The 24,758-nt window shown below is 53.0% G+C and carries 22 protein-coding genes; 8 read left to right on the top strand and 14 right to left on the bottom strand.

Going from position 1 to position 24,758, the window contains the following annotated elements:
• The first annotated feature begins 1 nt into the window (after position 1).
• Positions 2–379, top strand: a complete 378-nt coding sequence (gene apaG / locus WN16_RS07250; protein ID WP_003018867.1) for a Co2+/Mg2+ efflux protein ApaG — start codon at positions 2–4, stop codon at positions 377–379.
• A 10-nt stretch (positions 380–389) separates the two neighbouring features.
• Positions 390–1,238: a bis(5'-nucleosyl)-tetraphosphatase (symmetrical) ApaH gene (gene apaH / locus WN16_RS07245; protein ID WP_044699010.1), complete on the top strand. Its 849-nt coding sequence runs from the start codon at positions 390–392 to the stop codon at positions 1,236–1,238.
• A gap of 96 nt (positions 1,239–1,334) precedes the next feature.
• Here apaH and folA read toward each other — a convergent pair whose 3' ends face one another.
• From folA to WN16_RS07200, 9 genes are all read right to left on the bottom strand, one after another.
• Entirely contained in the window at positions 1,335–1,814 is a 480-nt protein-coding gene (gene folA / locus WN16_RS07240) for a type 3 dihydrofolate reductase (RefSeq protein ID WP_003018873.1), read from the bottom strand.
• Positions 1,815–2,012: 198 nt separating this feature from the next.
• On the bottom strand, positions 2,013–3,875 hold the full coding sequence (gene kefC / locus WN16_RS07235) for a glutathione-regulated potassium-efflux system protein KefC (RefSeq protein ID WP_003018875.1): 1,863 nt from the start codon (positions 3,873–3,875) through the stop codon (positions 2,013–2,015).
• Positions 3,868–4,398, bottom strand: a complete 531-nt coding sequence (kefF, locus tag WN16_RS07230) for a glutathione-regulated potassium-efflux system oxidoreductase KefF (RefSeq protein ID WP_003018878.1) — start codon at positions 4,396–4,398, stop codon at positions 3,868–3,870. The genes kefC and kefF overlap by 8 nt, the downstream gene beginning before the upstream one ends.
• Before the next feature lie 103 nt (positions 4,399–4,501).
• On the bottom strand, positions 4,502–4,735 hold the full coding sequence (locus WN16_RS07225; protein WP_003018880.1) for a YgdI/YgdR family lipoprotein: 234 nt from the start codon (positions 4,733–4,735) through the stop codon (positions 4,502–4,504).
• 91 nt (positions 4,736–4,826) lie between these two features.
• A complete protein-coding gene (locus WN16_RS07220; protein WP_003845694.1) occupies positions 4,827–6,170 on the bottom strand; it encodes an MFS transporter in 1,344 nt (447 codons plus the stop codon).
• 147 nt (positions 6,171–6,317) lie between these two features.
• Positions 6,318–6,605, bottom strand: coding sequence for a ferredoxin-like protein FixX (fixX, locus tag WN16_RS07215; protein WP_000203736.1), 288 nt, complete (start codon positions 6,603–6,605; stop codon positions 6,318–6,320).
• The gene (locus tag WN16_RS07210) at positions 6,602–7,888 is read right to left on the bottom strand and encodes an FAD-dependent oxidoreductase (protein WP_003018887.1); all 1,287 of its coding nucleotides are present in this window, start codon (positions 7,886–7,888) and stop codon (positions 6,602–6,604) included. The genes fixX and WN16_RS07210 overlap by 4 nt, the downstream gene beginning before the upstream one ends.
• A 48-nt stretch (positions 7,889–7,936) precedes the next feature.
• The gene (locus tag WN16_RS07205) at positions 7,937–8,878 is read right to left on the bottom strand and encodes an electron transfer flavoprotein subunit alpha/FixB family protein (protein ID WP_003837367.1); all 942 of its coding nucleotides are present in this window, start codon (positions 8,876–8,878) and stop codon (positions 7,937–7,939) included.
• A 15-nt stretch (positions 8,879–8,893) separates the two neighbouring features.
• Positions 8,894–9,664, bottom strand: coding sequence for an electron transfer flavoprotein FixA (locus tag WN16_RS07200; protein ID WP_003018893.1), 771 nt, complete (start codon positions 9,662–9,664; stop codon positions 8,894–8,896).
• Positions 9,665–10,144: 480 nt separating this feature from the next.
• On the opposite strand from WN16_RS07200, the gene caiT reads away from it, so the two are divergent.
• The 6 genes from caiT to caiE all read left to right on the top strand — a co-directional run bounded on the left by caiT (position 10,145) and on the right by caiE (position 17,220).
• Positions 10,145–11,662 (top strand): L-carnitine/gamma-butyrobetaine antiporter, encoded by a 1,518-nt coding sequence (gene caiT / locus WN16_RS07190; protein ID WP_044699016.1) that lies wholly within the window; start codon positions 10,145–10,147, stop codon positions 11,660–11,662.
• A 34-nt stretch (positions 11,663–11,696) separates the two neighbouring features.
• Positions 11,697–12,839 carry a crotonobetainyl-CoA dehydrogenase gene (gene caiA / locus WN16_RS07185; protein WP_003018898.1) on the top strand — a complete coding sequence of 381 codons (1,143 nt, stop codon included), beginning with the start codon at positions 11,697–11,699 and terminating at the stop codon, positions 12,837–12,839.
• Between the two features lie 105 nt (positions 12,840–12,944).
• Positions 12,945–14,162, top strand: a complete 1,218-nt coding sequence (gene caiB / locus WN16_RS07180; RefSeq protein WP_044699018.1) for an L-carnitine CoA-transferase — start codon at positions 12,945–12,947, stop codon at positions 14,160–14,162.
• Between the two features lie 61 nt (positions 14,163–14,223).
• The gene (caiC, locus tag WN16_RS07175) at positions 14,224–15,777 is read left to right on the top strand and encodes a crotonobetaine/carnitine-CoA ligase (protein WP_044699019.1); all 1,554 of its coding nucleotides are present in this window, start codon (positions 14,224–14,226) and stop codon (positions 15,775–15,777) included.
• A gap of 54 nt (positions 15,778–15,831) precedes the next feature.
• Complete coding sequence (gene caiD / locus WN16_RS07170) at positions 15,832–16,617, top strand: crotonobetainyl-CoA hydratase (RefSeq protein WP_044699022.1); 786 nt, start codon at positions 15,832–15,834, stop codon at positions 16,615–16,617.
• Between the two features lie 6 nt (positions 16,618–16,623).
• Complete coding sequence (gene caiE / locus WN16_RS07165; RefSeq protein ID WP_044699023.1) at positions 16,624–17,220, top strand: carnitine operon protein CaiE; 597 nt, start codon at positions 16,624–16,626, stop codon at positions 17,218–17,220.
• Between the two features lie 75 nt (positions 17,221–17,295).
• Here caiE and caiF read toward each other — a convergent pair whose 3' ends face one another.
• The 5 genes from caiF to rihC all read right to left on the bottom strand — a co-directional run bounded on the left by caiF (position 17,296) and on the right by rihC (position 24,723).
• Positions 17,296–17,691 (bottom strand): carnitine metabolism transcriptional regulator CaiF, encoded by a 396-nt coding sequence (gene caiF, locus WN16_RS07160; RefSeq protein ID WP_003018912.1) that lies wholly within the window; start codon positions 17,689–17,691, stop codon positions 17,296–17,298.
• Positions 17,692–17,964: 273 nt separating this feature from the next.
• Positions 17,965–21,192, bottom strand: coding sequence for a carbamoyl-phosphate synthase large subunit (gene carB, locus WN16_RS07155; RefSeq protein ID WP_003018915.1), 3,228 nt, complete (start codon positions 21,190–21,192; stop codon positions 17,965–17,967).
• 17 nt (positions 21,193–21,209) lie between these two features.
• Positions 21,210–22,358 carry a glutamine-hydrolyzing carbamoyl-phosphate synthase small subunit gene (gene carA, locus WN16_RS07150; RefSeq protein WP_003018918.1) on the bottom strand — a complete coding sequence of 383 codons (1,149 nt, stop codon included), beginning with the start codon at positions 22,356–22,358 and terminating at the stop codon, positions 21,210–21,212.
• A 455-nt stretch (positions 22,359–22,813) separates the two neighbouring features.
• Positions 22,814–23,635: a 4-hydroxy-tetrahydrodipicolinate reductase gene (gene dapB / locus WN16_RS07145; protein ID WP_044699026.1), complete on the bottom strand. Its 822-nt coding sequence runs from the start codon at positions 23,633–23,635 to the stop codon at positions 22,814–22,816.
• Between the two features lie 173 nt (positions 23,636–23,808).
• On the bottom strand, positions 23,809–24,723 hold the full coding sequence (gene rihC / locus WN16_RS07140) for a ribonucleoside hydrolase RihC (protein ID WP_044699027.1): 915 nt from the start codon (positions 24,721–24,723) through the stop codon (positions 23,809–23,811).
• Between the last annotated feature and the right edge of the window lie 35 nt (positions 24,724–24,758).

The following is a 24,758-nucleotide window of genomic DNA, read 5'->3' as shown; positions in this document are numbered from 1 at the left end:
CATGATCAATTCGCCCCGAGTGTGCATTCAGGTACAAAGCGTCTACATTGAGGCGCAATCCTCACCTGATGATGAACGTTACGTTTTTGCTTACACCGTAACTATCCGCAATTTGGGGCGAGCGCCTGTGCAGCTATTGGGGCGTTATTGGTTAATCACTAATGGTCATGGCCGCGAAACAGAAGTCCAGGGTGAAGGCGTGGTTGGCGTCCAGCCCCATATCGAACCCGGCGAAGAGTACCAGTATACCAGCGGTGCGGTGATTGAAACGCCGCTGGGCACCATGCAGGGTCACTACGAAATGATCGATGAACAAGGCATCGCCTTTACCATCGACATTCCCGTATTCCGACTCGCCGTTCCAACACTCATTCATTAAAACAATAACTATGGCGACATACCTTATTGGCGACGTTCACGGTTGTTACGATGAACTGGTAGCCTTGCTGCATCAGGTAGACTTTAATTCCCAAAAAGACACCCTATGGCTCACCGGCGATCTGGTCGCTCGTGGGCCGGGCTCGCTGGACGTTTTGCGCTACGTGAAATCACTGGGCGACAGCGTACGGTTGGTATTGGGTAATCACGATTTACACCTGCTGGCCGTATTTGCTGGTATCAGTCGTAATAAACCTAAAGACAGGGTCACATCGCTGCTCGAAGCACCGGATGCCGACGAATTACTTAACTGGCTCCGCCGTCAACCGCTGTTGCAGGTGGACGAAGAGAAGAAGCTGGTGATGGCACATGCCGGTATCACCCCACAGTGGGACCTGCAGACGGCAAAAGACTGTGCTCGCGATGTTGAAGCCGTGTTGTCGAGTGACTCATATCCCTTCTTCCTTGATGCGATGTACGGCGACATGCCCAATAACTGGACCCCGGAACTGACCGGGCTGGCACGCCTGCGTTTTATTACCAACGCCTTTACCCGCATGCGTTACTGCTTCCCCAACGGTCAACTGGATATGTATAGCAAAGAGTCACCAGAAGACGCACCTGCCCCGCTGAAGCCGTGGTTTGCCATTCCTGGACCTGTCAGTGAAGTGTACAGCATTGCATTCGGGCACTGGGCATCGCTGGAAGGCAAAGGCACACCAGAAGGTATTTACGCGCTGGATACGGGGTGTTGCTGGGGAGGCGATCTCACCTGTCTGCGCTGGGAAGACAAACAGTACTTTGTGCAGCCATCAAATCGCCATCTGAATCTGGATCCTGGCGAAGCGGTCAACGCCTGAGAGATTTATGCCTGATGGCGCTACGCTTATCAGGCCTACATCTGGCACAAGAGTAGGCCGGATAAGACTTTTCGCTGCCATCCGGCACTTACAGGATTAACGACGCTCCAGAATCTCGAAGCAGTAGCTGTGAGAGTTTTGCGCGTCGGCATCGTGGAATTCACTGAACACCGACTCCCAGTCATCCGGTTCGTAGTCTGGGAAATGCGTATCCCCTTCGACTTCAGCATCAATGTGCGTTAGATACAGCTTCTGCGCTTTTGGCAGGAACTGCTCATACACGCGCCCACCGCCAATCACCATAATCTCTGGTTCATCACCGCAGGCCGCAATGGCTTCATCAACAGACTTCACCCACTGCACACGATCGTCAGTGCCAGGCTTGCTGCTGATGACGATATTTTTACGCCCAGGTAACGGTCGCCCGATGGATTCCCAGGTGTGGCGTCCCATGACAACCGGCTTGTTTAAGGTATTACGTTTAAACCAGGCGAGATCGGCAGGGAGGTTCCACGGCATGGCGTTCTCCATACCGATGACGCGATCTACCGCTAACGCCGCAATCAGACTGATCATTGAATATTTCCCGGATACAAAAAAATTGTCGCCACTATACGGAAAGCGCAATCTTTCGTCGACTGGCGGAAAGAGGATGAACAGGAAAATTTTCCGTTCTGCTGGCGAACCGACCTATTTAAGGTGGTACGCCAGCATTACAGTAGTTCAAAAACAGCCAATTAGCAGTAAAGTTTGCAGAACATCACATTTTTTACCCTATGCTGACGGTTTCACTTCCGGCTCATCGGCGACGTCGCCCGTATGCTTACCTTCATCCGTGCCTTGCCAGCCATGGCGTTGAATTAACGATAAGTGCTGACGATCTTCCGCAATAATTTCACTCAGCATTGCGCTGGTGCGTTTATAAACGGCCGCGCGGGAAGTCGCGTCATTTTCCCCTTTCACCATCTCCTCTACCATCATGGTATTGAATCGGCGGAATACGTCCGCCCGCTCACGTGCCTCATAGCGCCCAAGCCCGAGACCCTCCAACGCCAGACGTCCGGTCTTCAGTGCACCTTCAAAGGTTTCGCGTTCCGGCATATCCACGCCCGCCTGGCGCAGGCGGATGTAATGATCCACATCGCGCGCACGAGCAATAATTTGCAGATGCGGGAAATGCTCTTTCACCATTTCGGTTAACTGCAGGCTGGTTTGCGGATCGTCAATGGCATTAATAATGACTTCAGCTTTCGCCGCCCCGGCAGACTCCAGCAGATCCATCCGGGTCGCATCGCCATAGAAAACCTTCATCCCGAATTTACGCAGCGTTTCGATATGGTCCGGGTCATGATCAAGAACCACCATTTTGACCCCACTCGACAACAACAGACGACCGGTTATCTGGCCAAATCGCCCAAATCCAGCGATGATCACCCGCGGTTGCTCCTCATCGATTTCATCGGCTTCCCGCTCTTCCGAAGTCGCCGATTTTTCCAGACGCGTCAAAATCACCAGCAAAATCGGCGTAGCCGCCATCGACAACGCCACCGCCAGCGTCAGCGATTTCGCCCAGTCAGGATCGAGCACATTTGCCATTTGCGCCGCGCCAAACACCACAAAGGCAAACTCACTGCCCTGCCCTAACAATACGGCAAACCAGCGACGCTGCTTGTTCGGTACCTGCAACGGTTTCGCTATCAACCACAGCATGACGGTTTTGATAACCAGGAAACCGACCAGCAAAATGATAATGCGCAAGGGATTATCAATCAGCGTACCAAAGTCGATAGACATCCCCACGCCAATGAAAAACAGTCCCAGCAGCAATCCTTTAAATGGCTCAATGTCGCTTTCCAGCGCGTGGCGATACTCAGAGCTTGCCAGCAGCACCCCGGCCAGAAAGGCCCCCATCGCCATCGACAGGCCAACCTCTTCCAGGAGCAGACCGAAGCCAAACACGAGGAACAGCGCAACGGCACTGAATACTTCCCGCAGGCCCGAACGCGCAACAAAACGCAAGGCCGGACGTGTGACATAACGCCCCAATACCACCACCAATACCAGTGCGCCCGCTACCTTCAGGGCTGACAATGCAAACGCCCCAAGCGTAGTCGATGCGCCGCTCGCCGCCAGTAACGGGATCATCGCCACCAATGGAATAGCGGCGATATCCTGGAACAGCAGCACGGCAAACGCGCTGCGGCCCATTTGCGAAACCATCAGGTTGCGTTCATTCATTGCCTGCATAGCGATAGCCGTTGAGGAAAGCGCCAGCGTCATGCCGATCAGTTCCGCTACCTGCCAGCGCAGGCCAAGGAACATACAGAACAAACCAATTAAGCCGCCGCAAACCACCATCTGTAGCGCACCGCCGCCGAACACCGATGCCCGCAATTTCCACAAACGTTGCGGATCCAGCTCCAGACCGATGACAAACAGCATCAGTACCACACCGATCTCCGCAAAATGCAGGATGGATTCGGCGTCCGTCACCAGCCTCAGACCCCAGGGTCCGATAATGCATCCGGCGATGAGATACCCCAGTACCGACCCTAATCCCAGCCGTACGGCGATGGGTACAATCAGCGCCGCCGATCCGAGATAAATCAGCGCCTGTATCAGCGTATGGCTATCCATGGTGTGCCTCCTGCCATTCCATCAGACGCTGTTTGTAGTGACGCGCCTGCGCTTGCAGCGTTTCATCATCACAGATAAACGTACAGTGCATCGCAAACGGCGGCAGCCATTTGAGGCCGCAATAGAGCGCTGTTGCCTGTAAAGGCTGAGAAAGCACATCAAATCCGGGATGGGAGCCAATATCGAAGTGGTTTTCACCGCCGCCGGTCGTCACCGCCCACAGCAGTTGTTTACCGTGCAGCGCAGTACCACCATGGCCATACGCCCAGCCGTGCGAAAGGACTTTATCCATCCACAGCTTGAGTAATGGAGGTGTGCTGTACCACTGCATCGGATGCTGCCAGATGATCAAATCAGCGCGCGCCAGCGCATCCTGTTCAGCGGCAATATCGATATTGAAGTCGGGGTAGAGCTGGTATAGCGAGCGTATCTCCACGCCCTCCAGCGTCCTTGCCTGTTCAAGCATCCGCTTATTCGCATGCGAATGCTGCGGATAGGGATGCGCATAAATGATGAGAATCATGATTAGCCTGTATCACTGCATTATTGTAATAACAGTGAGTTTAGTCACTTAATCCACAGGCTAACAGTCAATATTATTGAGTGGCTGAATGGAGAAAACTGAACTAGTTGTCCAGTTCGCTCATATCCTTAACCTGATCGCGGTTAATCTGTTCCGTCTTACCCGTCTGGGCATTTTTGTACGACACCAGACCAGTATCATCATCAACCTGCGGTTTGCCGTCAGTGACGATTGTTTTGCCATCGGTGGTTTTAACCGCCTGGTTTGAGGAACAACCGGCCACGGTAAACAGTGCTGCTGCGGTAAAAATTGAGGTGATCAGGATATGTTTTTGCATGGTGTTCTCCCTGCTTTTCAGTTGTTTTCAGTGATATACCCAGTTAACTGTAGGCTAACTGACTGAGTTGCAGGGAAAATACAGAACACTCCTAATAGCCCGCCCTGGTCACGGGCTTACTGCGAATCGTCATTTGACTGGTTTGCGCCAGCGTCAGACCTCGCGTTTCCGGGGCGAAAGCGATGGACACAAGCAGGCCAATCAGCGAAATTCCTGCGCCCATCAGCATGACATTGCTGATACCGTATTTGGTGATGAATACCGGCAGCGCCCAGGTTGAAACAATAGTACCGATGCGGCTTAAGGACATAATCACCCCGACGGCAGACGCGCGAATGTCGGTAGGGAACAGCTCGTTTGGGTATAGCCACTGCAGGTTTCCCGGTCCCCCCGAGAAAAACGCGTACACGGCAAACGCCAGCACCACCAGCCACGCCCCCATATCAGGAATTAACCCCAGTACAGCCAGCGCCAGCGTCATCATAATAAAACTGCCAATCAACAGCGGTCGGCGACCCGCGCTATTGAGCCAGAACATGGGCGGAATGCATCCCAGCATAAAGCACAGGCTTATCACCACATTGCCCAACGCTGCGCTTTTCCCGGCACCAAGCCCCAACAGTCCAACAATCTGCGGACCAAAGGTATAAATGGCGAACATCGGGATCACCTGACAGGTCCAGATAGCGGCAACAAACAGGACAAACGGGAAGTGTCGGCGATTAAACAACTGAAGGAAACGCGTCTCCTGCGGCGCCTCTTCGTCGAACACCACCGGTTCGCCGAACAGTTTGATCATCATCGCTTCACACTCTTTCACCCGACCTTTACGCAGCAGCCAGCGCGGCGATTCAGGAAGATCGAAGCGCCCAATCAGGATCAAAATACAGGGGATCACCGCGCTGCCCAGCATCCAGCGCCATCCTCCCTCAACATCATAAAGCCAGTAACCGACCAGATCGGCACAGGTGGCGCCGACATACCACATCGCGGCGATAAAACCGATGGAGAAAGCGCGCTGGCGGGTATTGGAGAACTCGGTAATCATCGAGGTAGCAATCGGATAATCGGCACCAATCACAATGCCGATCAGCACGCGCATCACCAACAGCTCAACGGGCGAGGAAACAAACATGGTTGCTGCCGATATCACGCCAATGGCGATAATATCGATGATGAACATTTTGCGCCGCCCGACCTTATCGGAAATGTAGCCAAACAGCGACGTCCCCACAAACAGACCAGCGAGAGTGCCGGCGCCCAGCAGACCAATCCACTGTGCGTCCAGTTTCAATGCTGGCGTGAGCTGTTCCAGCGCTACGCCAATCATCACCAGCACATAACCATCCAGAAATGGCCCACCGCTTCCCCACAGCATTATCCGGCGGTGAATAGAGGTAAATTTGATGTCATCAAAGTTCCTGGGCTGCTGCATAGCGACTTCCTGTTTCAACACGGGCAAAGCGTCATCTATAGGCCGGATAAGGCGTTTACGCCCCCATCCGGCACTGGCGTCACATGATTGCCGGATGGCGACGCTAGCGCGTCTTATCCGGCCTACGGGTGCACAACCTCGTACTTATTAACCGTAGCGAAACTCCACGCCAAATGTCCCACGCGGGTATTCCCACTTTTCCAGCGCTGTATCGAGCCCGAGAATGCGGCACGTTCCGCACTCCAGGCATCCGGCGTAATCAAACCGTACGCTGCCGTCGTCCTGCTTTTTATACAGCCCCGCTGGACAGGCCTTAATCAGCACTTCCAGCGCCTGTTTATCAGGATCGGTTTTGAGAATGATATGTGGGCTGTCTTCATCGACATTGAACTTATTGACGCCCAGTTTGACGTCCACATTGACGGGAGATGTCATAATACGGTCACTCCTTTCAGGCCATCTTTCATCAGGTTGATGAAGCCCACTTTCTTCGCATGGCGCAGGATTTTTTTACGCATTGGCACTGGGGCGGAACCATCTACGGTGAACAGGTCGCGTGCGATACTGACCGCCATTTCGGGATAGGCGGTAAACATGCGCGGGTTATCAAGAAAAGCAGGAAGCTTCTGGTACATACGCATATCGCGCATCGGGCCATCGTCCAGATGCTGACGGTATTCACCCAGCGACTGCTTGCTAAAGTCGTCGCGCTTCATCGCTGAAAGCACCGTTTTCGCCGCCGCTTCGCCTGCGGAAATGGCGAGATCCATACCGCGAATGGTAAAGCCGAGGTTCATACACATTCCGGCAGCGTCACCGGCGATCAGCACACCGTCCCCCACCAGTTCTGGCTGCATATTCATACCGGCTTCAGGTACGACGTGCGCGGCATATTCCACCAGCTTGCCACCGGCGATCAGTGGGGCAACCGCCGGATGCTGTTTGAAATCTTCCAGCATTTGCGGGACCGATTTTTTCGCGTCTTTCAGGTGATGAAGGCCGCAGACCAGCCCCAGAGAAAGGGTCGTTTCATTCGTATAGAGAAAGCCACCACCCATCAATCCATCAGTTGGCGAACCGGCAAACAGGCAAGCTGCACCTTCGTTCCCCTGTAACTGGAAACGATCTTCAATTACCGATTTTGGCAGTTCGATCAGCTCTTTTACGCCGACGGCAACATGCGATGCCTCGACGCGCTTTGCCATACCCAGCTTTTCAGCCAGCAGAGAATTCACCCCGTCGGCGAGGATCACCACTTTGGCTTCCAGAATATCGCCGTCGGCTTCCACGCCCACGACTTTACCCTCGCGCTGCACAACGTTATCCACACGAATACCGGTGATGAGCTGGGCGCCCGCCTCCTCGGCCTGCTCCATCAGCCAGGCGTCAAATTTGCTACGTAAGACGGAATAAGAAACCTGCGACGATGCGGCCTCTTCACCATTGCAATAGTCGATGGTCATCGCCCCTTTGTCGGTCATAAAGGCGAGCTTTTCGTGGGTGATTATGCGTTCAATGGGGGCCTGCTCAGCAAAACCGGGAATGATGCGCTCCAGGCTATGCGCATACATGCGCCCACCGGTGACATTCTTCGCGCCAGCAGAATTGCCGCGCTCGATAACCAGCACCTGTGCACCTTCCCGAGCCAGCACCAGCGCCGCAACCGAACCAGCCAGACCTGCACCCACGATGATGGCATCAAAGATATCTTCGGACATACGTACTCCTGTCAGCGGCAGGATACCTTCGCATCCTGCCCGAATGGTTTAACGCGCTAAGGCAGCCGTCAGCGCAGGCAGGATCTTCAGCGCATCGCCAACGATGCCATAATCTGCATACTGGAAAATCGGCGCATTTTTGTCTTTGTTGATGGCGAAAATCGTCTGTGCGCCGTTGGCACCGACCATATGTTGGATCTGCCCGGAGATCCCCACGGCCAGATACAGTTCAGGCTTAAGCATCAGGTTGGAGATGCCGACGTAGCGTTCATGCTCCATCCACTTCTCGTTTTCCGCCACCGGACGGGAACAGGCCAGCTCAGCGCCAATCGTCTGGCACAGCGCTTCTGCCAGCGAGATATTTTCTTTGCTACCAATACCGCGTCCCACGCTGACCACCAGACGGGCTTTGTCGAGATCGACGCTGTTGCTCTGACGCGCCTGAGTTGCCGTACGGGTCACGACAATGGCCGGAGCCTGCCACTGTACGGTATGCATCTCGCCGCTGCGGGTGGTATCCGGTTGCTGCGCGTCAAACGTTCCGCTACTGAGAGTGATCACGGCAAACGGTGAAGCGATTGTTTCTGCTCCCATCGCCAGGCCACCGTAGACCATATGTTTGACCGCCGCTATTCCATCCTGCACCGCGACTGCGCTGGCGTCATTTGAGACTGCAGCCGACAAGCGAAAGCCCAGCTTTGCCGCTAACAGCTTGCCCCGACGTGTATTCGGCAGCAGCACCGCGCCGCCCTCGCTGTGCTGACGAATGGTCTGAGCCATCACATCGGCGTAGTCTTCAACCATACGGTCTTCTGGTTTGCCGCTGAGCAGCCAGACATGATCCGCGCCTAAATGACATGCCGTTGCGCTGTCCGCATCGCTGAGCACAAACGTGTTAACTTTTTCACCTAAAGCCTGCGCACCATTCATCAGTTCCGGCAGACGAGAAGGGGTATCGCTGAATACCCAGATACTGGAAAATTTGTTCATAACATCCCCTGATAATTAAATGATTTTGCGAAGATTCTCGACAAACGCGGCAATCTGTTCTTCACCGTCACCTTCAATTACAACGCGCTGACGCTCGCGCTGTTTCGGCGCAGCAACCTGTTGTGCGGAATACGCCTGCACGCTGTTCAGCCCAATGTCTGCAGGTGACCAAACCTGAACCGGTTTTTTCGCCGCACCAAGAATGGCTTTCATGGAAGGGATTTGAGGGGTGTTGATGTCAGTAGAGACCGCGATAACCGCCGGAAGCGGGATACTCAGGGTTTCAACTTCATCTTCCAGTTCACGCTCTACCGTCAGAGTGCTGTCGGTAAGAGAGAGGATTTTGCTCACGCCGTTTATCGCCGGCACGTCCAGCATTTCGCCCACCAGCAGACCAACCTGCTGAGCATAAAGATCGGAAGAACCGTCGCCGCAAATAAGCAGATCAAAACCGGATTTTTGCACCGCGGCAGCCAGCGCAGTGGCAGTTTGTTGCGGCAGCGCCTGTTCAAATTGATCGTCAATGACAACAATCAGTTCATCAGGGCCACGGGAAAGCACATCTTTGCGCCCTTTTGCATTGGTCAGCGCTTTGCCTCCGACGCTCATGGCCACAACCTGAGCCTCTCCCACCTGCTGTTTTAACTGGCAAGCCGCTTCGATCGCATTCAGATCATATTGGCTGATTTTGCCATCTGCTTTGCTGAAATCGAGTGTTCCATCAGCATTATTAATCGCAATATCCTGCTCATCAGGTACGCATTTGTAGCAAGTAATTATCTTCATTGCATCTCCAGAAATCATGAAGGAAACGTATTTATATCGGCGGTGTTAAATACAGATATCACGCTCTTTAATTCGGAAATAAAACCTTAATCACCAATATTGAAAATGTCACACATTGAAATTCGTAACTTTCAATAGTGTTACATGCCTCACCAATATTGAAAGAATCACGTCAAATATGAAAATTTTCAATATTGTCTGCTGGTTCAACAATATTGAACGCCAGTCACTTAAAAAAGTTAAAAAACCAATGTCAATATCATGATTAATAAAGAAATTATCTAGATTTCCAGACAAAATAACCAGCATAAAAAAGTGTGACACAGATAACAGAATAGCCGGAAATGAATACCCATTATGAGTTACTCACTGAGGCGTCCCAGAGGTTAAAAAGTCATCAACAAATCATTAATAATAAATAAACAAACGATCACATACGGGCACGCTAAATAAATTTCGTTTTCACACTGGAATTCACTTATGAAAAATGAAAAGAGAAAATCGGGAATTGAACCGAAGGTTTTTTTTCCGCCATTAATAATTGTTGGGATACTTTGTTGGCTAACAGTAAGAGATCTTGATGCCGCTAACGTCGTTATTAATGCGGTATTCAGTTATGTCACCAACGTCTGGGGTTGGGCATTCGAATGGTATATGGTCGTCATGCTCTTCGGATGGTTCTGGTTAGTCTTTGGCCCGTATGCCAAAAAGAAATTAGGCGACGAAAAACCCGAGTTTAGTACCGCCAGCTGGATTTTTATGATGTTCGCCTCCTGTACATCCGCCGCGGTGCTGTTCTGGGGTTCCATCGAGATCTACTACTATATCTCTACCCCGCCGTTCGCTTTGGAGCCCAATTCCACGGGTGCGAAAGAGATCGGTCTGGCGTACAGCCTGTTCCACTGGGGGCCGTTGCCGTGGGCAACCTACAGCTTCCTTTCCGTGGCCTTCGCCTATTTCTTCTTTGTGCGCAAGATGGACGTCATCCGTCCCAGCTCTACGCTGGTACCGTTAGTGGGCGAAAAGCATGCGAAAGGGCTGTTCGGCACCATCGTTGATAACTTCTACCTGGTGGCGCTGATCTTCGCGATGGGTACCAGCCTCGGTCTGGCGACGCCGCTGGTAACCGAGTGTATGCAATGGCTGTTCGGTATTCCGCATACGCTGCAATTAGATGCCATCATCATTACCTGCTGGATCATTCTGAACGCCATTTGCGTAGCCTGTGGCCTGCAAAAAGGAGTCAGAATCGCCAGCGACGTGCGTAGCTACCTGAGCTTCCTGATGCTGGGCTGGGTGTTTATCGTCAGCGGCGCCAGCTTCATCATGAACTACTTCACCGACTCGGTCGGCATGCTGCTGATGTATCTGCCGCGCATGTTGTTCTATACCGATGCCATCGGCAAAGGCGGATTCCCGCAGGGCTGGACTGTTTTCTACTGGGCGTGGTGGGTCATTTACGCCATCCAGATGAGTATCTTCCTGGCGCGAATTTCTCGTGGTCGTACCGTACGTGAACTGTGCTTTGGGATGGTGCTGGGCCTGACCGCTTCCACCTGGATCCTGTGGACAGTCCTTGGCAGCAACACGCTGCTGCTGATGGATAAAAACATTCTCAACATCCCGCAGCTGATTGAACAACACGGCGTGGCGCGCGCCATTATCGAAACCTGGGCCGCCTTGCCATTCAGCACCGCCACCATGTGGGGCTTCTTTATCCTCTGCTTTATTGCCACCGTCACGCTAATTAACGCCTGCTCCTACACCCTGGCGATGTCCACCTGTCGCGAAGTTCGTGATGGTGAAGAACCGCCGCTGTTGGTGCGTATCGGTTGGTCCGTTCTGGTCGGCGTCATCGGCATCGTTCTGCTGGCGCTGGGTGGGCTGAAGCCCATTCAGACCGCAATTATCGCCGGAGGATGTCCGCTGTTCTTCGTCAACATCATGGTGACGCTGTCCTTTATTAAAGACGCCAAAATGCACTGGAAAGACAAGTAATTCTTATTAACCCAATTGATCAAGAGGCTGAAAGATGGATTTCAACTTAAATGACGAGCAGGAACTGTTTGTCGCCGGTATTCGTGAACTGATGGCCAGTGAGAACTGGGAAGCTTATTTTGCCGAGTGCGATCGCGACAGCGTCTACCCTGAGCGTTTTGTAAAAGCACTGGCAGATATGGGCATCGATAGCCTGTTGATCCCGGAAGAACACGGCGGGCTGGAAGCCGGTTTTGTCACCGTTGCCGCCGTCTGGATGGAACTCGGACGTCTTGGCGCACCAACCTATGTGCTGTACCAGTTACCGGGGGGTTTTAACACCTTCCTGCGTGAAGGGACTCAGGAACAAATCGATAAAATCATGGCGTTCCAGGGAACAGGTAAGCAGATGTGGAACTCTGCAATTACCGAACCGGGAGCGGGATCGGATGTTGGCAGTCTGAAAACCACTTATACACGCAAAAATGGTAAGGTTTATCTTAATGGCAGTAAGTGCTTTATCACCAGTAGCGCCTATACCCCGTACATCGTAGTGATGGCGAGAGATGGTGCATCGCCGGATAAACCTGTTTATACCGAGTGGTTTGTTGACATGAGCAAGGCGGGTATCAAGGTCAACAAACTGGAGAAACTCGGTCTGCGCATGGATAGCTGCTGTGAAATCACCTTTGATGACGTTGAACTGGACGAGAAAGACATGTTCGGTCGGGAAGGTAATGGCTTCAATCGTGTGAAAGAAGAGTTTGACCATGAACGCTTCCTCGTCGCACTGACCAACTACGGTACGGCAATGTGCGCTTTTGAAGACGCAGCGCGTTATGCCAACCAACGCGTACAGTTTGGCGAAACGATCGGCCGTTTCCAGCTGATTCAGGAGAAGTTCGCGCACATGGCGATCAAACTGAACTCCATGAAAAACATGCTGCTGGAAGCCGCATGGAAAGCAGATAACGGCACCATTACTTCGGGTGACGCGGCCATGTGCAAATACTTCTGCGCCAACGCGGCATTTGAAGTGGTAGACACCGCCATGCAGGTGCTGGGTGGCGTGGGTATCGCGGGTAACCATCGCATCACGCGCTTCTGGCGTGACCTGCGCGTTGACCGTGTTTCTGGTGGTTCTGACGAAATGCAGATCCTGACGTTGGGTCGTGCGGTATTGAAGCAATACCGTTGATTCGTTCGTTTCGTAGGCCGGATAAGGCGTTTACGCCACCATCCGGCAATATGCCCGGTGGCGCTGCGCTTACCGGGCCTACAAAAAAATGCCAGGAGAAAAATGATGAATCATTTACCAATGCCAGCCTTCGGCCCGCTTTCCGGGGTACGCGTTGTCTTTTCAGGGATCGAAATTGCCGGTCCGTTCGCCGGACAGATGTTCGCCGAATGGGGTGCTGAGGTTATCTGGATTGAAAACGTCGCATGGGCCGATACCATCCGCGTGCAACCTAACTATCCGCAGCTCTCACGCCGTAATCTGCATGCCCTGTCGCTGAATATTTTCAAAGATGAAGGCCGGGAAGCGTTTCTGAAGCTGATGGAAACCACCGATATTTTCATTGAAGCCAGTAAAGGCCCGGCCTTTGCCCGCCGCGGTATTACCGATGAAGTGCTGTGGGAACATAACCCGAAACTGGTTATCGCCCACCTTTCCGGCTTCGGCCAGTTTGGTACCGAGGAGTACACCAATCTTCCGGCGTATAACACCATCGCACAGGCGTTCAGTGGCTATCTGATCCAAAACGGTGACGTGGATCAGCCAATGCCAGCCTTCCCGTACACCGCCGATTACTTCTCCGGGATGACCGCGACGACAGCGGCGCTGGCGGCTCTGCACAAAGTCCGCGAAACGGGTAAAGGTGAAAGCATCGATATCGCCATGTACGAGGTGATGCTGCGCATGGGTCAGTATTTCATGATGGATTACTTCAACGGCGGCGAAATTTGCCCACGCATGACCAAAGGCAAAGACCCGTATTACGCTGGCTGCGGCCTGTATAAATGCGCCGATGGCTATATCGTCATGGAGCTGGTCGGCATCACGCAAATCAACGAGTGCTTCAAAGATATTGGCCTCGCCCACATTCTTGGCACACCGGAAGTCCCGGAAGGCACCCAGCTTATCCATCGCGTGGAATGCCCTTACGGTCCGCTCGTGGAAGAGAAACTGGACGCGTGGCTGGCAACACACAGCATCGCCGAAGTCCAGGCGCGCTTTGCTGAGCTGAATATCGCCTGCGCGAAGGTGCTGACCATTCCGGAACTGGAAGGCAACCCGCAGTACGTTGCCCGTGAATCCATTACTCAGTGGCAAACAATGGATGGCCGCACCTGCAAAGGGCCAAACATCATGCCGAAATTTAAAAACAACCCGGGGAAAATCTGGCGTGGCATGCCGTCACATGGCATGGATACTGCCGCCATTCTGAAAAACATTGGTTATAGCGAAGCAGACATAAATGAGCTGGTCGGCAAAGGCCTGGCCAGAGTTGAGGAATAAACGCGACGCGCTGACCGCTCATTGGTTAGCGCTCACGCCTGATTTCAGTGGATAAAGCAATATGGATATCGTTGGCGGACAAAACTTACGTCAGATGTGGGACGACCTGGCCGGGGTGTACGGAGATAAAACGGCGTTAATTTTCGAATCCTGCGAAGGAGTCGTTCGGCAGTTTAGCTATGCCTCGCTCAATGAAGAGATTAACCGCACGGCAAACCTTTTCCATTCCTTAGGGATCCGCAAGGGCGATAAGGTCGCATTGCATCTGGATAACTGTCCGGAATTCATTTTTTGCTGGTTTGGGCTGGCAAAAATTGGCGCCATTATGGTACCGATTAATGCCCGCTTACTGGGCGAAGAAAGTGCCTGGATCCTGCAAAACAGCCAGGTAAGCCTGCTGGTCACCAGCGCCCAGTTTTATCCTATGTACCGCCAGATACGGCTGGAAAATACCACGCCGCTTAATCATATCTGTCTGATTGGCGAACAGCTTCCGGTTGACGACGGCGTGAGCCACTTTACCCAACGGCAATCCCGCCAGTCCGCCACGCTGTGCTATACACCTGCGTTATCCACTGACGATACGGCGGAGATTCTGTTTACTTCAGGCACCACTTCACGGCCTAAAGGGGTGGTGATTACCCACTACAACCTGCGTTTTGCAGGCTACTACACTTCCTGGCAAATCGCTCTGCGCGATGATGACGTCTACATGACGGTGATGCCCGCTTTTCATATCGACTGTCAGTGTACCGCCGCAATGCCCGCATTCTCCGCTGGCAGCACCTTTGTGCTGCTAGAGAAGTACAGTGCCAGGGCGTTCTGGAATCAGGTGCATAGATATAAGGCGACAGTTACCGAATGCATTCCGATGATGATCAGAACGCTGATGGTACAACCTGCCGCGCCAACCGACAGACAGCATCACCTGCGCGAAGTGATGTTCTATCTCAATTTATCCGCACAGGAAAAAGACGCCTTTACCGAACGCTTTGGCGTCAGGCTGCTGACCTCCTACGGTATGACTGAAACCATCGTCGGTATTATCGGCGACCGTCCCGGTGACAAACGACGCTGGCCCTCCATTGGCCGCGTGGGATTTAGCTATGAAGCCGAAATCCGTGACGATCACAACCGTCCCCTGCCCGCCGGAGAAATTGGCGAAATCTGTATTAAAGGCGTGCCGGGCAAAACAATCTTCAAAGAGTACTATGCCCAGCCGGAGGCTACCGCCAAAGCGCTGGAACCTGAAGGCTGGTTACATACCGGAGATTCGGGCTATCAGGATGCGGATGGCTATTTTTATTTCGTCGACAGACGCTGCAACATGATTAAACGCGGCGGAGAAAATGTCTCCTGCGTCGAGCTGGAAAATATTATTTCTGCGCATCCGAAAATTCAGGACATTGTGGTTGTCGGTATTAAAGATTCAATCCGTGATGAAGCCATTAAAGCGTTTATCGTTCTTAATGAAGGTGAAACATTAAGCGAAGCCGAGTTCTTCAGCTTCTGCGAAAACAATATGGCGAAATTCAAGGTTCCCTCGTTTATGGAGATAAGAACCGACCTGCCGCGCAATTGTTCAGGAAAAATAATCAAAAAAAATCTGAAATAACCCTCCCGGTAGGAATTCCTCCTGCCGGGAAATCTATTTATCTGGAGATGAACTATGAGTGAATCATTACATCTGACCCGTAACGGCCCGATTCTGGAAATTACCCTCGACCGGCCTAAAGCCAATGCCATTGATGCCAAAACCAGCTTTGCCATGGGTGAAGCGTTTCTTAATTTTCGTGATGACCCGGAATTACGCGTAGCGATAATCACCGGCGGCGGTGAGAAATTCTTTTCTGCGGGCTGGGACTTAAAAGCGGCAGCTGAAGGTGAAGCGCCGGATGCCGATTTTGGCCCAGGCGGCTTTGCCGGTTTAACCGAAATTTTCGACCTTAATAAACCGGTCATCGCTGCGGTAAACGGCTATGCGTTCGGCGGTGGTTTTGAATTAGCGCTGGCGGCGGATTTTATCGTCTGCGCGGAAAATGCCAGCTTCGCGCTACCGGAAGCCAAGCTCGGGATCGTACCTGACAGCGGAGGCGTTCTGCGTCTGCCGAAGCTACTGCCACCGGCTATCGTCAACGAAATGATGATGACCGGCAGACGAATGAGTGCCGAAGAAGCGCTGCGTTGGGGTATCGTCAACCGCGTTGTCAGCCAGAGCGAACTGATGGATAGTGCGCGCGAACTGGCGCAGCAGCTAGTGAATAGCGCCCCGCTGGCGATCGCCGCGCTGAAAGAGATTTATCGTGCGACCAGCGAAATGCCGGTGGAAGAAGGCTACCGCTACATCCGCAGCGGCGTGCTGAAGCACTATCCGTCAGTGCTGCACTCCGAAGATGCGCTTGAAGGACCGCAGGCGTTTGCAGAAAAACGCGATCCGGTGTGGAAAGGACGCTGATAACAGATGAGCTATTACGCCTTTGAAGGCCTGATTCCGGTAGTGCATCCAGAGGCGTATGTTCATCCCAGCGCTGTGTTGATTGGTGATGTGATCGTGGGGGCTGGCGTCTACGTCGGCCCACATGCCTCACTGCGCGGTGACTATGGTCGCCTGATTCTGGAGGCAGGTTCTAACTTGCAGGATGGCTGCATCATGCACGGTTATTGCGACACTGACACCATCGTGCATGAGAATGGGCATATCGGCCATGGCGCAATCCTGCACGGTTGCGTGGTGGGCAGAGATGCGCTGATCGGCATGAACAGCGTCATTATGGACGGCGCAGTGATTGGTGAAGAGAGCATTGTCGCCGCCATGAGCTTTGTCAAAGCCGGATTTCAGGGGGAGGCAAGGCAGATGCTGGTAGGCTCACCCGCTCGCGTATTGCGTGAAGTCACGGATCAGGAGCTGCACTGGAAACGGCTGAACACCAAAGAATATCAGGATCTTGCGGTCCGCTGCCGGGCAGGTTTACGCGAAACACAACCATTAACGCAGGCCGAAGAAAACCGGCCGCGCCTGCAAGGCACTACGGACGTAAAACCCAAATCAGCACAGTAATTGATGCCGGATGCGCTCACGCTTATCCGGCCTACGCGTCAACCACCGTTTATGCCGCCATCAGGCAACTGACAATTAGCGACGCATACTCTTGGAGAGCATCATCTGCCATTTCTGCTCACGGTTGAGCTCTGTTGGGGGAACGGCAGACAGCCGCGGCGTTTTCGCCACACTCACCTTTTTTTCCTGCAAATTGTGGCTCAATCGGTTGTAGAGGTGAGAATCAATACTGATGACTTTTACCAGACGCTGGCACTGGCAGCCCCGGCCTGCAATCTGATTAGGGATCATCTTAACTTCACAAACAATTTCTCCCACTTCCGACAGAATATAAGAGAGCGTATTAATTGCTTTGCAGTGTTCAATATCAAAATGGCGGGAAATTTCCTTTGCGGTGATCCAACGATCTTCAGCCATCATCCAGTCAGCAATTAACAAATAAAGCGGTCTTTCAACATATTTTTCACACATAAGCACACCATTTCACAAATTAAAAATCTGGCTACGGCCTGTCCAAATTAATAAAAACTAAGCCATATTAAAATTGTGGATATAAAAGATAGTATGCGACTTGAATGTTGATTAGTGTGAGCAATATCGTGCTTATTACATTGAAAATGTGGTTATGAAACTGCATTTGGCCAGGAATGACCTTACGAGAGATAAAAAAAGGGTTTCTTTACAGAAACCCTTTCAAGATTATATTGCAGGTCCGGTTAACGCAATTATCACCGGACTCTTTGTTTATGACTTTTTGATCTGCGCGTGCATTTCCTGCACCGAGGTCACCTTCTCAGTGGCATCGGCATTCAGCGCCATAGCCGTCGCGAAGCCACCGTTCAGGGTAGTGTCATAATGCACTTTGTACTGCAGGGCGCTACGGCGAATCAGCTTGGAATCCTCAATCGCCTGACGACCTTCGGTGGTGTTGATGATGTAAGTGTACTCGCCATTCTTGATACGGTCCTGAATGTGCGGACGCCCTTCATGCACCTTGTTCACCAGACGTGGATTGATACCCGCTTCGCCCAGCACAATCGCCGTGCCGTGCGTTGCATCCAGCTCAAAACCAAACTTCAGCAGTTTCGCCGCCAGGTCAACCACACGCTCTTTATCGCCTTCGCGAACGGAGAGCAGCGCACGCCCCTGTTTTTTCATGGTGGAGCTGCTGCCCAGCTGTGCCTTGGCGAACGCTTCCGCGAAGGTACGACCCACGCCCATCACTTCCCCGGTAGAGCGCATTTCTGGCCCTAACAGCGGGTCAACGCCTGGGAATTTGTTGAACGGCAGCACCACTTCTTTTACTGAGTAGTACGGCGGGATAACTTCTTTGGTTACGCCCTGCTGTGCCAGTGTTTTCCCGGCCATCACGCGCGCCGCAACTTTCGCCAGCGGTACGCCAGTTGCCTTGGAGACGAACGGAACGGTACGCGCCGCACGCGGGTTCACTTCAATCAGGTAAACTTCGTTATTCTTCACCGCAAACTGAACGTTCATCAGACCGCGAACCTGCAGTTCGAAGGCCAGTTTCTGCACCTGCTGACGCATCACATCCTGAATTTCCTGGCTCAGGGTGTACGCAGGCAGAGAACATGCGGAGTCACCGGAGTGTACGCCCGCTTGTTCGATGTGCTCCATGATGCCGCCAATCAGCACCATTTCGCCGTCGCAGATAGCGTCCACGTCCACTTCAACCGCATCGTCAAGGAAACGGTCCAGCAGTACCGGCGCATCGTTAGAAACGCTGACCGCAGTCTGGAAGTAGCGACGCAGGTCGGCTTCGTCGTAGACAATTTCCATCGCGCGGCCGCCGAGAACATATGACGGACGCACCACCAGCGGGTAGCCAATCTCTTTCGCCTTCTCAACAGCCTGTTCGATAGCCGTTACGGTAGCGTTCGCCGGTTGCTTCAGCTTCAGACGGTCAACCGCCTGCTGGAAACGCTCACGGTCTTCCGCGCGGTCGATGGCATCCGGGCTGGTGCCGATTACCGGTACACCTGCCGCTTCCAGCGCACGCGCCAGCTTCAGCGGGGTCTGGCCGCCGTACTGTACGATGACGCCTTTCGGCTTCTCAATACGCACGATTTCCAGTACGTCTTCCAGCGTGACCGGCTCGAAGTACAGGCGGTCTGAGGTATCGTAATCAGTTGAAACGGTTTCCGGGTTACAGTTGACCATGATGGTCTCGTAACCGTCTTCACGCAGCGCCAGTGAAGCGTGTACGCAGCAGTAGTCGAACTCAATGCCCTGACCGATACGGTTTGGACCACCACCCAGCACCATGATTTTATCGCGGTCGACGGACGGATTCGCTTCACACTCATCTTCATAAGTGGAGTACATATAAGCGGTGTCGGTCGCGAATTCTGCCGCACAGGTATCCACGCGCTTGTAGACCGGGTGAAGGTTATATTGGTCACGCAGTTTACGGATTTCCGCTTCGCGAACGCCGGCCAGTTTTGCCAGGCGCGCATCAGCGAAGCCTTTGCGCTTCAGTACGCGCAGGAAGTCTGCGTCGAGGCCGTTGATGCCAAGGTCAATGACTTTTTCTTCCAGGCGCACCAGCTCTTCAATCTGCACCAGGAACCAGCGGTCGATGTTGGTCAGGTTGAACACGCCATCGACGGACAGGCCAGCACGGAAGGCATCGGCGATGTACCAGATACGCTCAGCGCCAGCGTCTTTCAGTTCGCGACGGATTTTGGTCAGCGCTTCCGGGTCGTCCAGGCTGACTTTCGGGTCGAAGCCGGTCGCGCCCACTTCCAGACCGCGCAGCGCTTTCTGCAGCGATTCCTGCTGGGTGCGGCCAATCGCCATCACTTCACCAACAGATTTCATCTGCGTGGTCAGACGGTCATTAGCACCTACGAATTTCTCGAAGTTGAAGCGTGGAATTTTCGTCACAACGTAGTCGATGGACGGCTCAAACGAGGCCGGAGTACGGCCGCCGGTGATGTCGTTCATCAGTTCGTCGAGGGTGTAACCTACGGCTAGCTTGGCGGCGACTTTCGCAATCGGGAAGCCGGTAGCTTTGGACGCCAGCGCCGAGGAGCGGGATACGCGCGGGTTCATCTCGATGACAATCAGGCGACCGTTTTTCGGGTTTACCGCAAACTGGACGTTAGAACCGCCGGTTTCCACGCCAATTTCACGCAGTACCGCCATCGAGGCGTTACGCATGATTTGATATTCTTTGTCGGTCAGCGTCTGGGCAGGTGCTACGGTGATGGAGTCACCGGTATGGATGCCCATCGCGTCGAAGTTTTCGATGGAGCAGACGATGATGCAGTTGTCGTTTTTATCACGCACCACTTCCATCTCGTACTCTTTCCAGCCAATCAGCGATTCATCAATCAGCAGCTCGTTGGTTGGGGAAAGGTCCAGACCGCGTTCGCAAATCTCTTCGAACTCTTCACGGTTATAAGCGATACCGCCGCCGGTGCCGCCCATGGTGAAGCTCGGTCGGATGATGCACGGGAAGCCCACGTCAGCAGCAACCGCCAGCGCTTCTTCCATGGTATGGGCGATGCCAGAGCGCGCGGTGTCGAGACCAATTTTCTTCATCGCGATATCAAAGCGACGACGGTCTTCTGCTTTATCAATCGCATCAGCCGTGGCACCAATCATGGTCACGCCGAACTCAGCCAGCACGCCCTGACGCTCCAGTTCCAGCGCACAGTTCAGCGCCGTCTGACCGCCCATGGTTGGCAGCACCGCATCCGGGCGCTCTTTCTCAATGATTTTGCGTACCACTTCCCAGTGAATCGGCTCGATGTAGGTGGCATCGGCCATTTCCGGGTCGGTCATGATGGTTGCCGGGTTGGAGTTCACCAGAATAACGCGGTAACCCTCTTCACGCAGGGCTTTACACGCCTGTGCGCCGGAATAGTCAAACTCACACGCCTGACCGATAACAATCGGACCCGCGCCCAGAATCAGGATACTTTTTATGTCTGTACGTTTTGGCATGGCTCTTTTACTCCTGATTATTTCGCGGACTGACGGTATTGCTCAATTAACTCGATAAAGTGGTCGAACAGCGGTGCAGCGTCGTGCGGACCCGGACTCGCTTCAGGGTGCCCCTGGAAGCTGAATGCCGGTTTGTCGGTACGATGAATCCCCTGCAAAGTGCCGTCGAACAGTGACTTGTGGGTCACGCGCAGGTTGGCAGGCATGGAGGCTTCATCTACAGCAAAACCGTGGTTCTGCGCGGTGATCATCACGGTGTTGTTATCAATATCTTTTACCGGATGGTTGCCGCCGTGGTGGCCAAACTTCATCTTAATGGTCTTCGCACCGCTCGCCAGCGCCAACAGCTGATGGCCGAGGCAGATGCCAAATACCGGAATATCGGTTTCGAGGAATTTCTGAATCGCGGTAATCGCGTAGTCGCACGGCGCCGGGTCGCCAGGGCCGTTGGACAGGAAGATACCGTCCGGATTCATCTTCAGAACGTCTTCTGCTGAGGTTTTCGCTGGTACAACCGTCAGGCGGCAGCCGCGGTCCGCTAACATACGCAGAATGTTACGTTTAGCGCCGAAATCGTAAGCCACAACGTGGAACGGCAGTTCATCGGCAGATTTTGCTTCCGGCAGGTCACCCGCCAGCGTCCAGCTCCCCTGCGTCCAGCTATAAGGCTCCGCGGTGGTCACTTCTTTCGCCAGATCCATACCGTTCAGGCCAGGGAAAGCTTTTGCCTTTTCCAGTGCCAGCGCCGCATCCGGGTTATCGCCCGCGATGATGCAGCCGTTCTGTGCGCCCTTTTCACGCAGCAAACGCGTCAGCTTACGAGTATCGATATCAGCAATCGCCACAATGTTATGGCGCTTCAGGTAAGAAGAGAGGTCTTCGGTATCGCGGAAGTTGCTGGCAATCAGCGGCAGGTCGCGGATGACCAGGCCTTGCGCATGTACCTGTGAAGATTCTGCATCGGCTTCATTGGTGCCGACATTACCGATATGAGGATAAGTAAGAGTGACGATTTGGCGGGAATAGGAAGGATCAGTGAGGATTTCTTGATAACCGGTCATTGAAGTATTGAAAACGACTTCCCCAACCGCCGAACCTGTTGCCCCTATGGCCCGACCGTGAAACTGGGTTCCGTCTTCCAGAACCAATAGCGCTGACTTAATCAAAACACCCTCCAGAGAATATTCACTCACTTTATTTGCATATTAATTCATTAACACCTCATGAATCAATGCAAATTTGCTTACCTATGGATTTCTGGCAAACGGCGGCATTCTAGAGATAGCCCACGTAAAAGTCTACCCAAAAGGGTAATTTTTATTATTATTTTGCGCCACTGGGATAAATCACACGATTTAACAGGCAAAAAGATCAGCTAACTTGTGGTGGAAAACGCTTGCGGTAGGCAAAGAGTGTAAAAACAGAATGCGGGAGAGAAAAAAGTGGACCATTTGGTCAAAATTTACATTGAGGTAACATAAAAACCCAACAAAACATATACAAACACTCATTTAAAAGAAAAAATATATTCAAAAGATAAAAATTAAAGGGCAATAAAATATTGCCCCATGCAATCAAATAATTATGATTACAATAACCACATCACGAAGGGTAGTAAAAGCTATAAATTACGTAAATCAAGCACATCTTTCATATCAAAAAGACCATTTGACTTTGATTTTAGCCAAATTGCCGATCTCACCGCACCGTTAGCAAAAGTCATGCGGCTGGACGCTTTATGCGTGATCTCAATACGCTCGCCAATATCAGCAAACATCGCGGTATGCTCACCAACGATATCCCCCGCCCGCACCGTGGCAAAGCCGATCGTGCCCGGTACGCGCTCGCCGGTGTAACCTTCACGTGAATAGACTGCGCAGTCTTTCAGATCTTTATCCAGCGCCACGGCAATCGCCTCGCCCATCGCCAGCGCAGTGCCTGACGGCGCATCAACTTTATGGCGGTGGTGGGCTTCAATAATCTCAATATCAGTGTAATCGCCCATCACTTTCGCCGCTTTCTCCAGCAGCTTAAGCATAACGTTCACGCCGACGCTAAAGTTCGCGGCGAAAACAATAGCAATCTCCTGCGCGGCATCACGAATAGCCTGTTTACCCGCGTCATCAAAGCCGGTGGTGCCAATCACCATCCCTTTACCGTGCTGGCGGCAAAACGCCAGATGCGTCAGCGTGCCTTCCGGGCGGGTAAAATCGATGAAAACATCGAAATCATCTTTCACCGCTTCAAGGCTACTTTGTACGGTAACGCCCGTTTTCCCGGCTCCCGCTAACTCTCCGGCATCGCTTCCTAATAAGGAGGAACCTTCGCGCTCCAGCGCCGCGCCCAGCTGTACGCCTTCCATGCCGAGAGTGGCCTGAATCAACTGACGCCCCATGCGTCCTCCGGCTCCCGCGATGGCAACGCGGATTTGTGCATCATGCATAGCTATTCTCTTTTGTTAATTTTACGTAAATCGTTTTCAGATTAACCAGCGCAACGCTGCACCGCCAGCCGAAAACGTCGATAATTAGAATTTAATGATAAACAGGCAGAGATATCAGAAAAAGGCATGACGCCACGGAAAAAGCAGCGTCATCGGGTTATAAAGCGCGGAGATCAAGGGGCCAGTGCAAGCACCTCTGCCACCCACTGCTGGAAACCTTCAACGTTCAGACCCAGCGCAACCTGCGCATTTGCTGGATGCCCCAGACGTCCTTCGATATCCACCACCGTCGTACCTGAGGTATATTCGCCCTGGGTTTCAACCGCCACGAAACACGACTGCAGGGTAAACAGTTCCGGACGCACCAGCCAGGCAATGGCACACAGATCGTGCATTCGCAGCCCCGTATTCATACTGCCGCTACGGTAATGGCTAAACAGCGCGTGCAGCATTTTTCCCGTCTGGTTAAGCTGGGGGAGCGTCGCCAGATAGTCCGGGGCGAGCAGGGCCTGGTTAGTAACATCCAGCCCACACATCACAATATCCAGCCCGCTCTGGAAGACTTTCGCGGCAGCCTCGGGATCGATAGCAATATTAAACTCGGCGTTGGGTGTGAAGTTCCCGCGCCCGGCAGAGCCGCCCATAATCACCAGACGGTGAATGTTGAATACGCATTCAGGATAATGGGTCAGCAGCAGCGCAATGTTGGTCAGCGGGCCAATTGCCACCAGCGTCACGGGCTGCGGGGCATGCATCAGCGCATCGCGAATCGCCTGGAAGGCGGGTTTTGCCATCGCCTGGCGGTCGTGTTCGACAAATTCATACCCTTCCATACCGGACTCGCCGTGCACGGAAGCGGCATCACGCAGCGGCCGCACCAGCGGTATCGATGCTCCCTGCGCCAGTGGAACATCCGCATTCCAGAAGTGCAGCAGTTGCAACGCATTACGGGTGGTTTTTTCCACCGACACATTGCCTGCTACCGTGGTCATCAGTTGCAGATCCAGCTCAGGGGCAAACAGCGCGGCGGCAATGGCGGCAGCATCATCAATGCCGGGATCGGTATCAAGAATGATCGGTAAGCGCATGGTTTCTCCATAAAAAAATGCCAGACGTTGAGTCT

This window comes from Citrobacter sp. ABFQG (genome assembly GCF_004322975.1).
GTDB classification, from domain to species: Bacteria; Pseudomonadota; Gammaproteobacteria; order Enterobacterales; family Enterobacteriaceae; genus Citrobacter; species Citrobacter freundii.
Note: the sequence above shows the minus strand (reverse complement) of the source record. Positions and strands in the feature narration are given on the sequence as shown.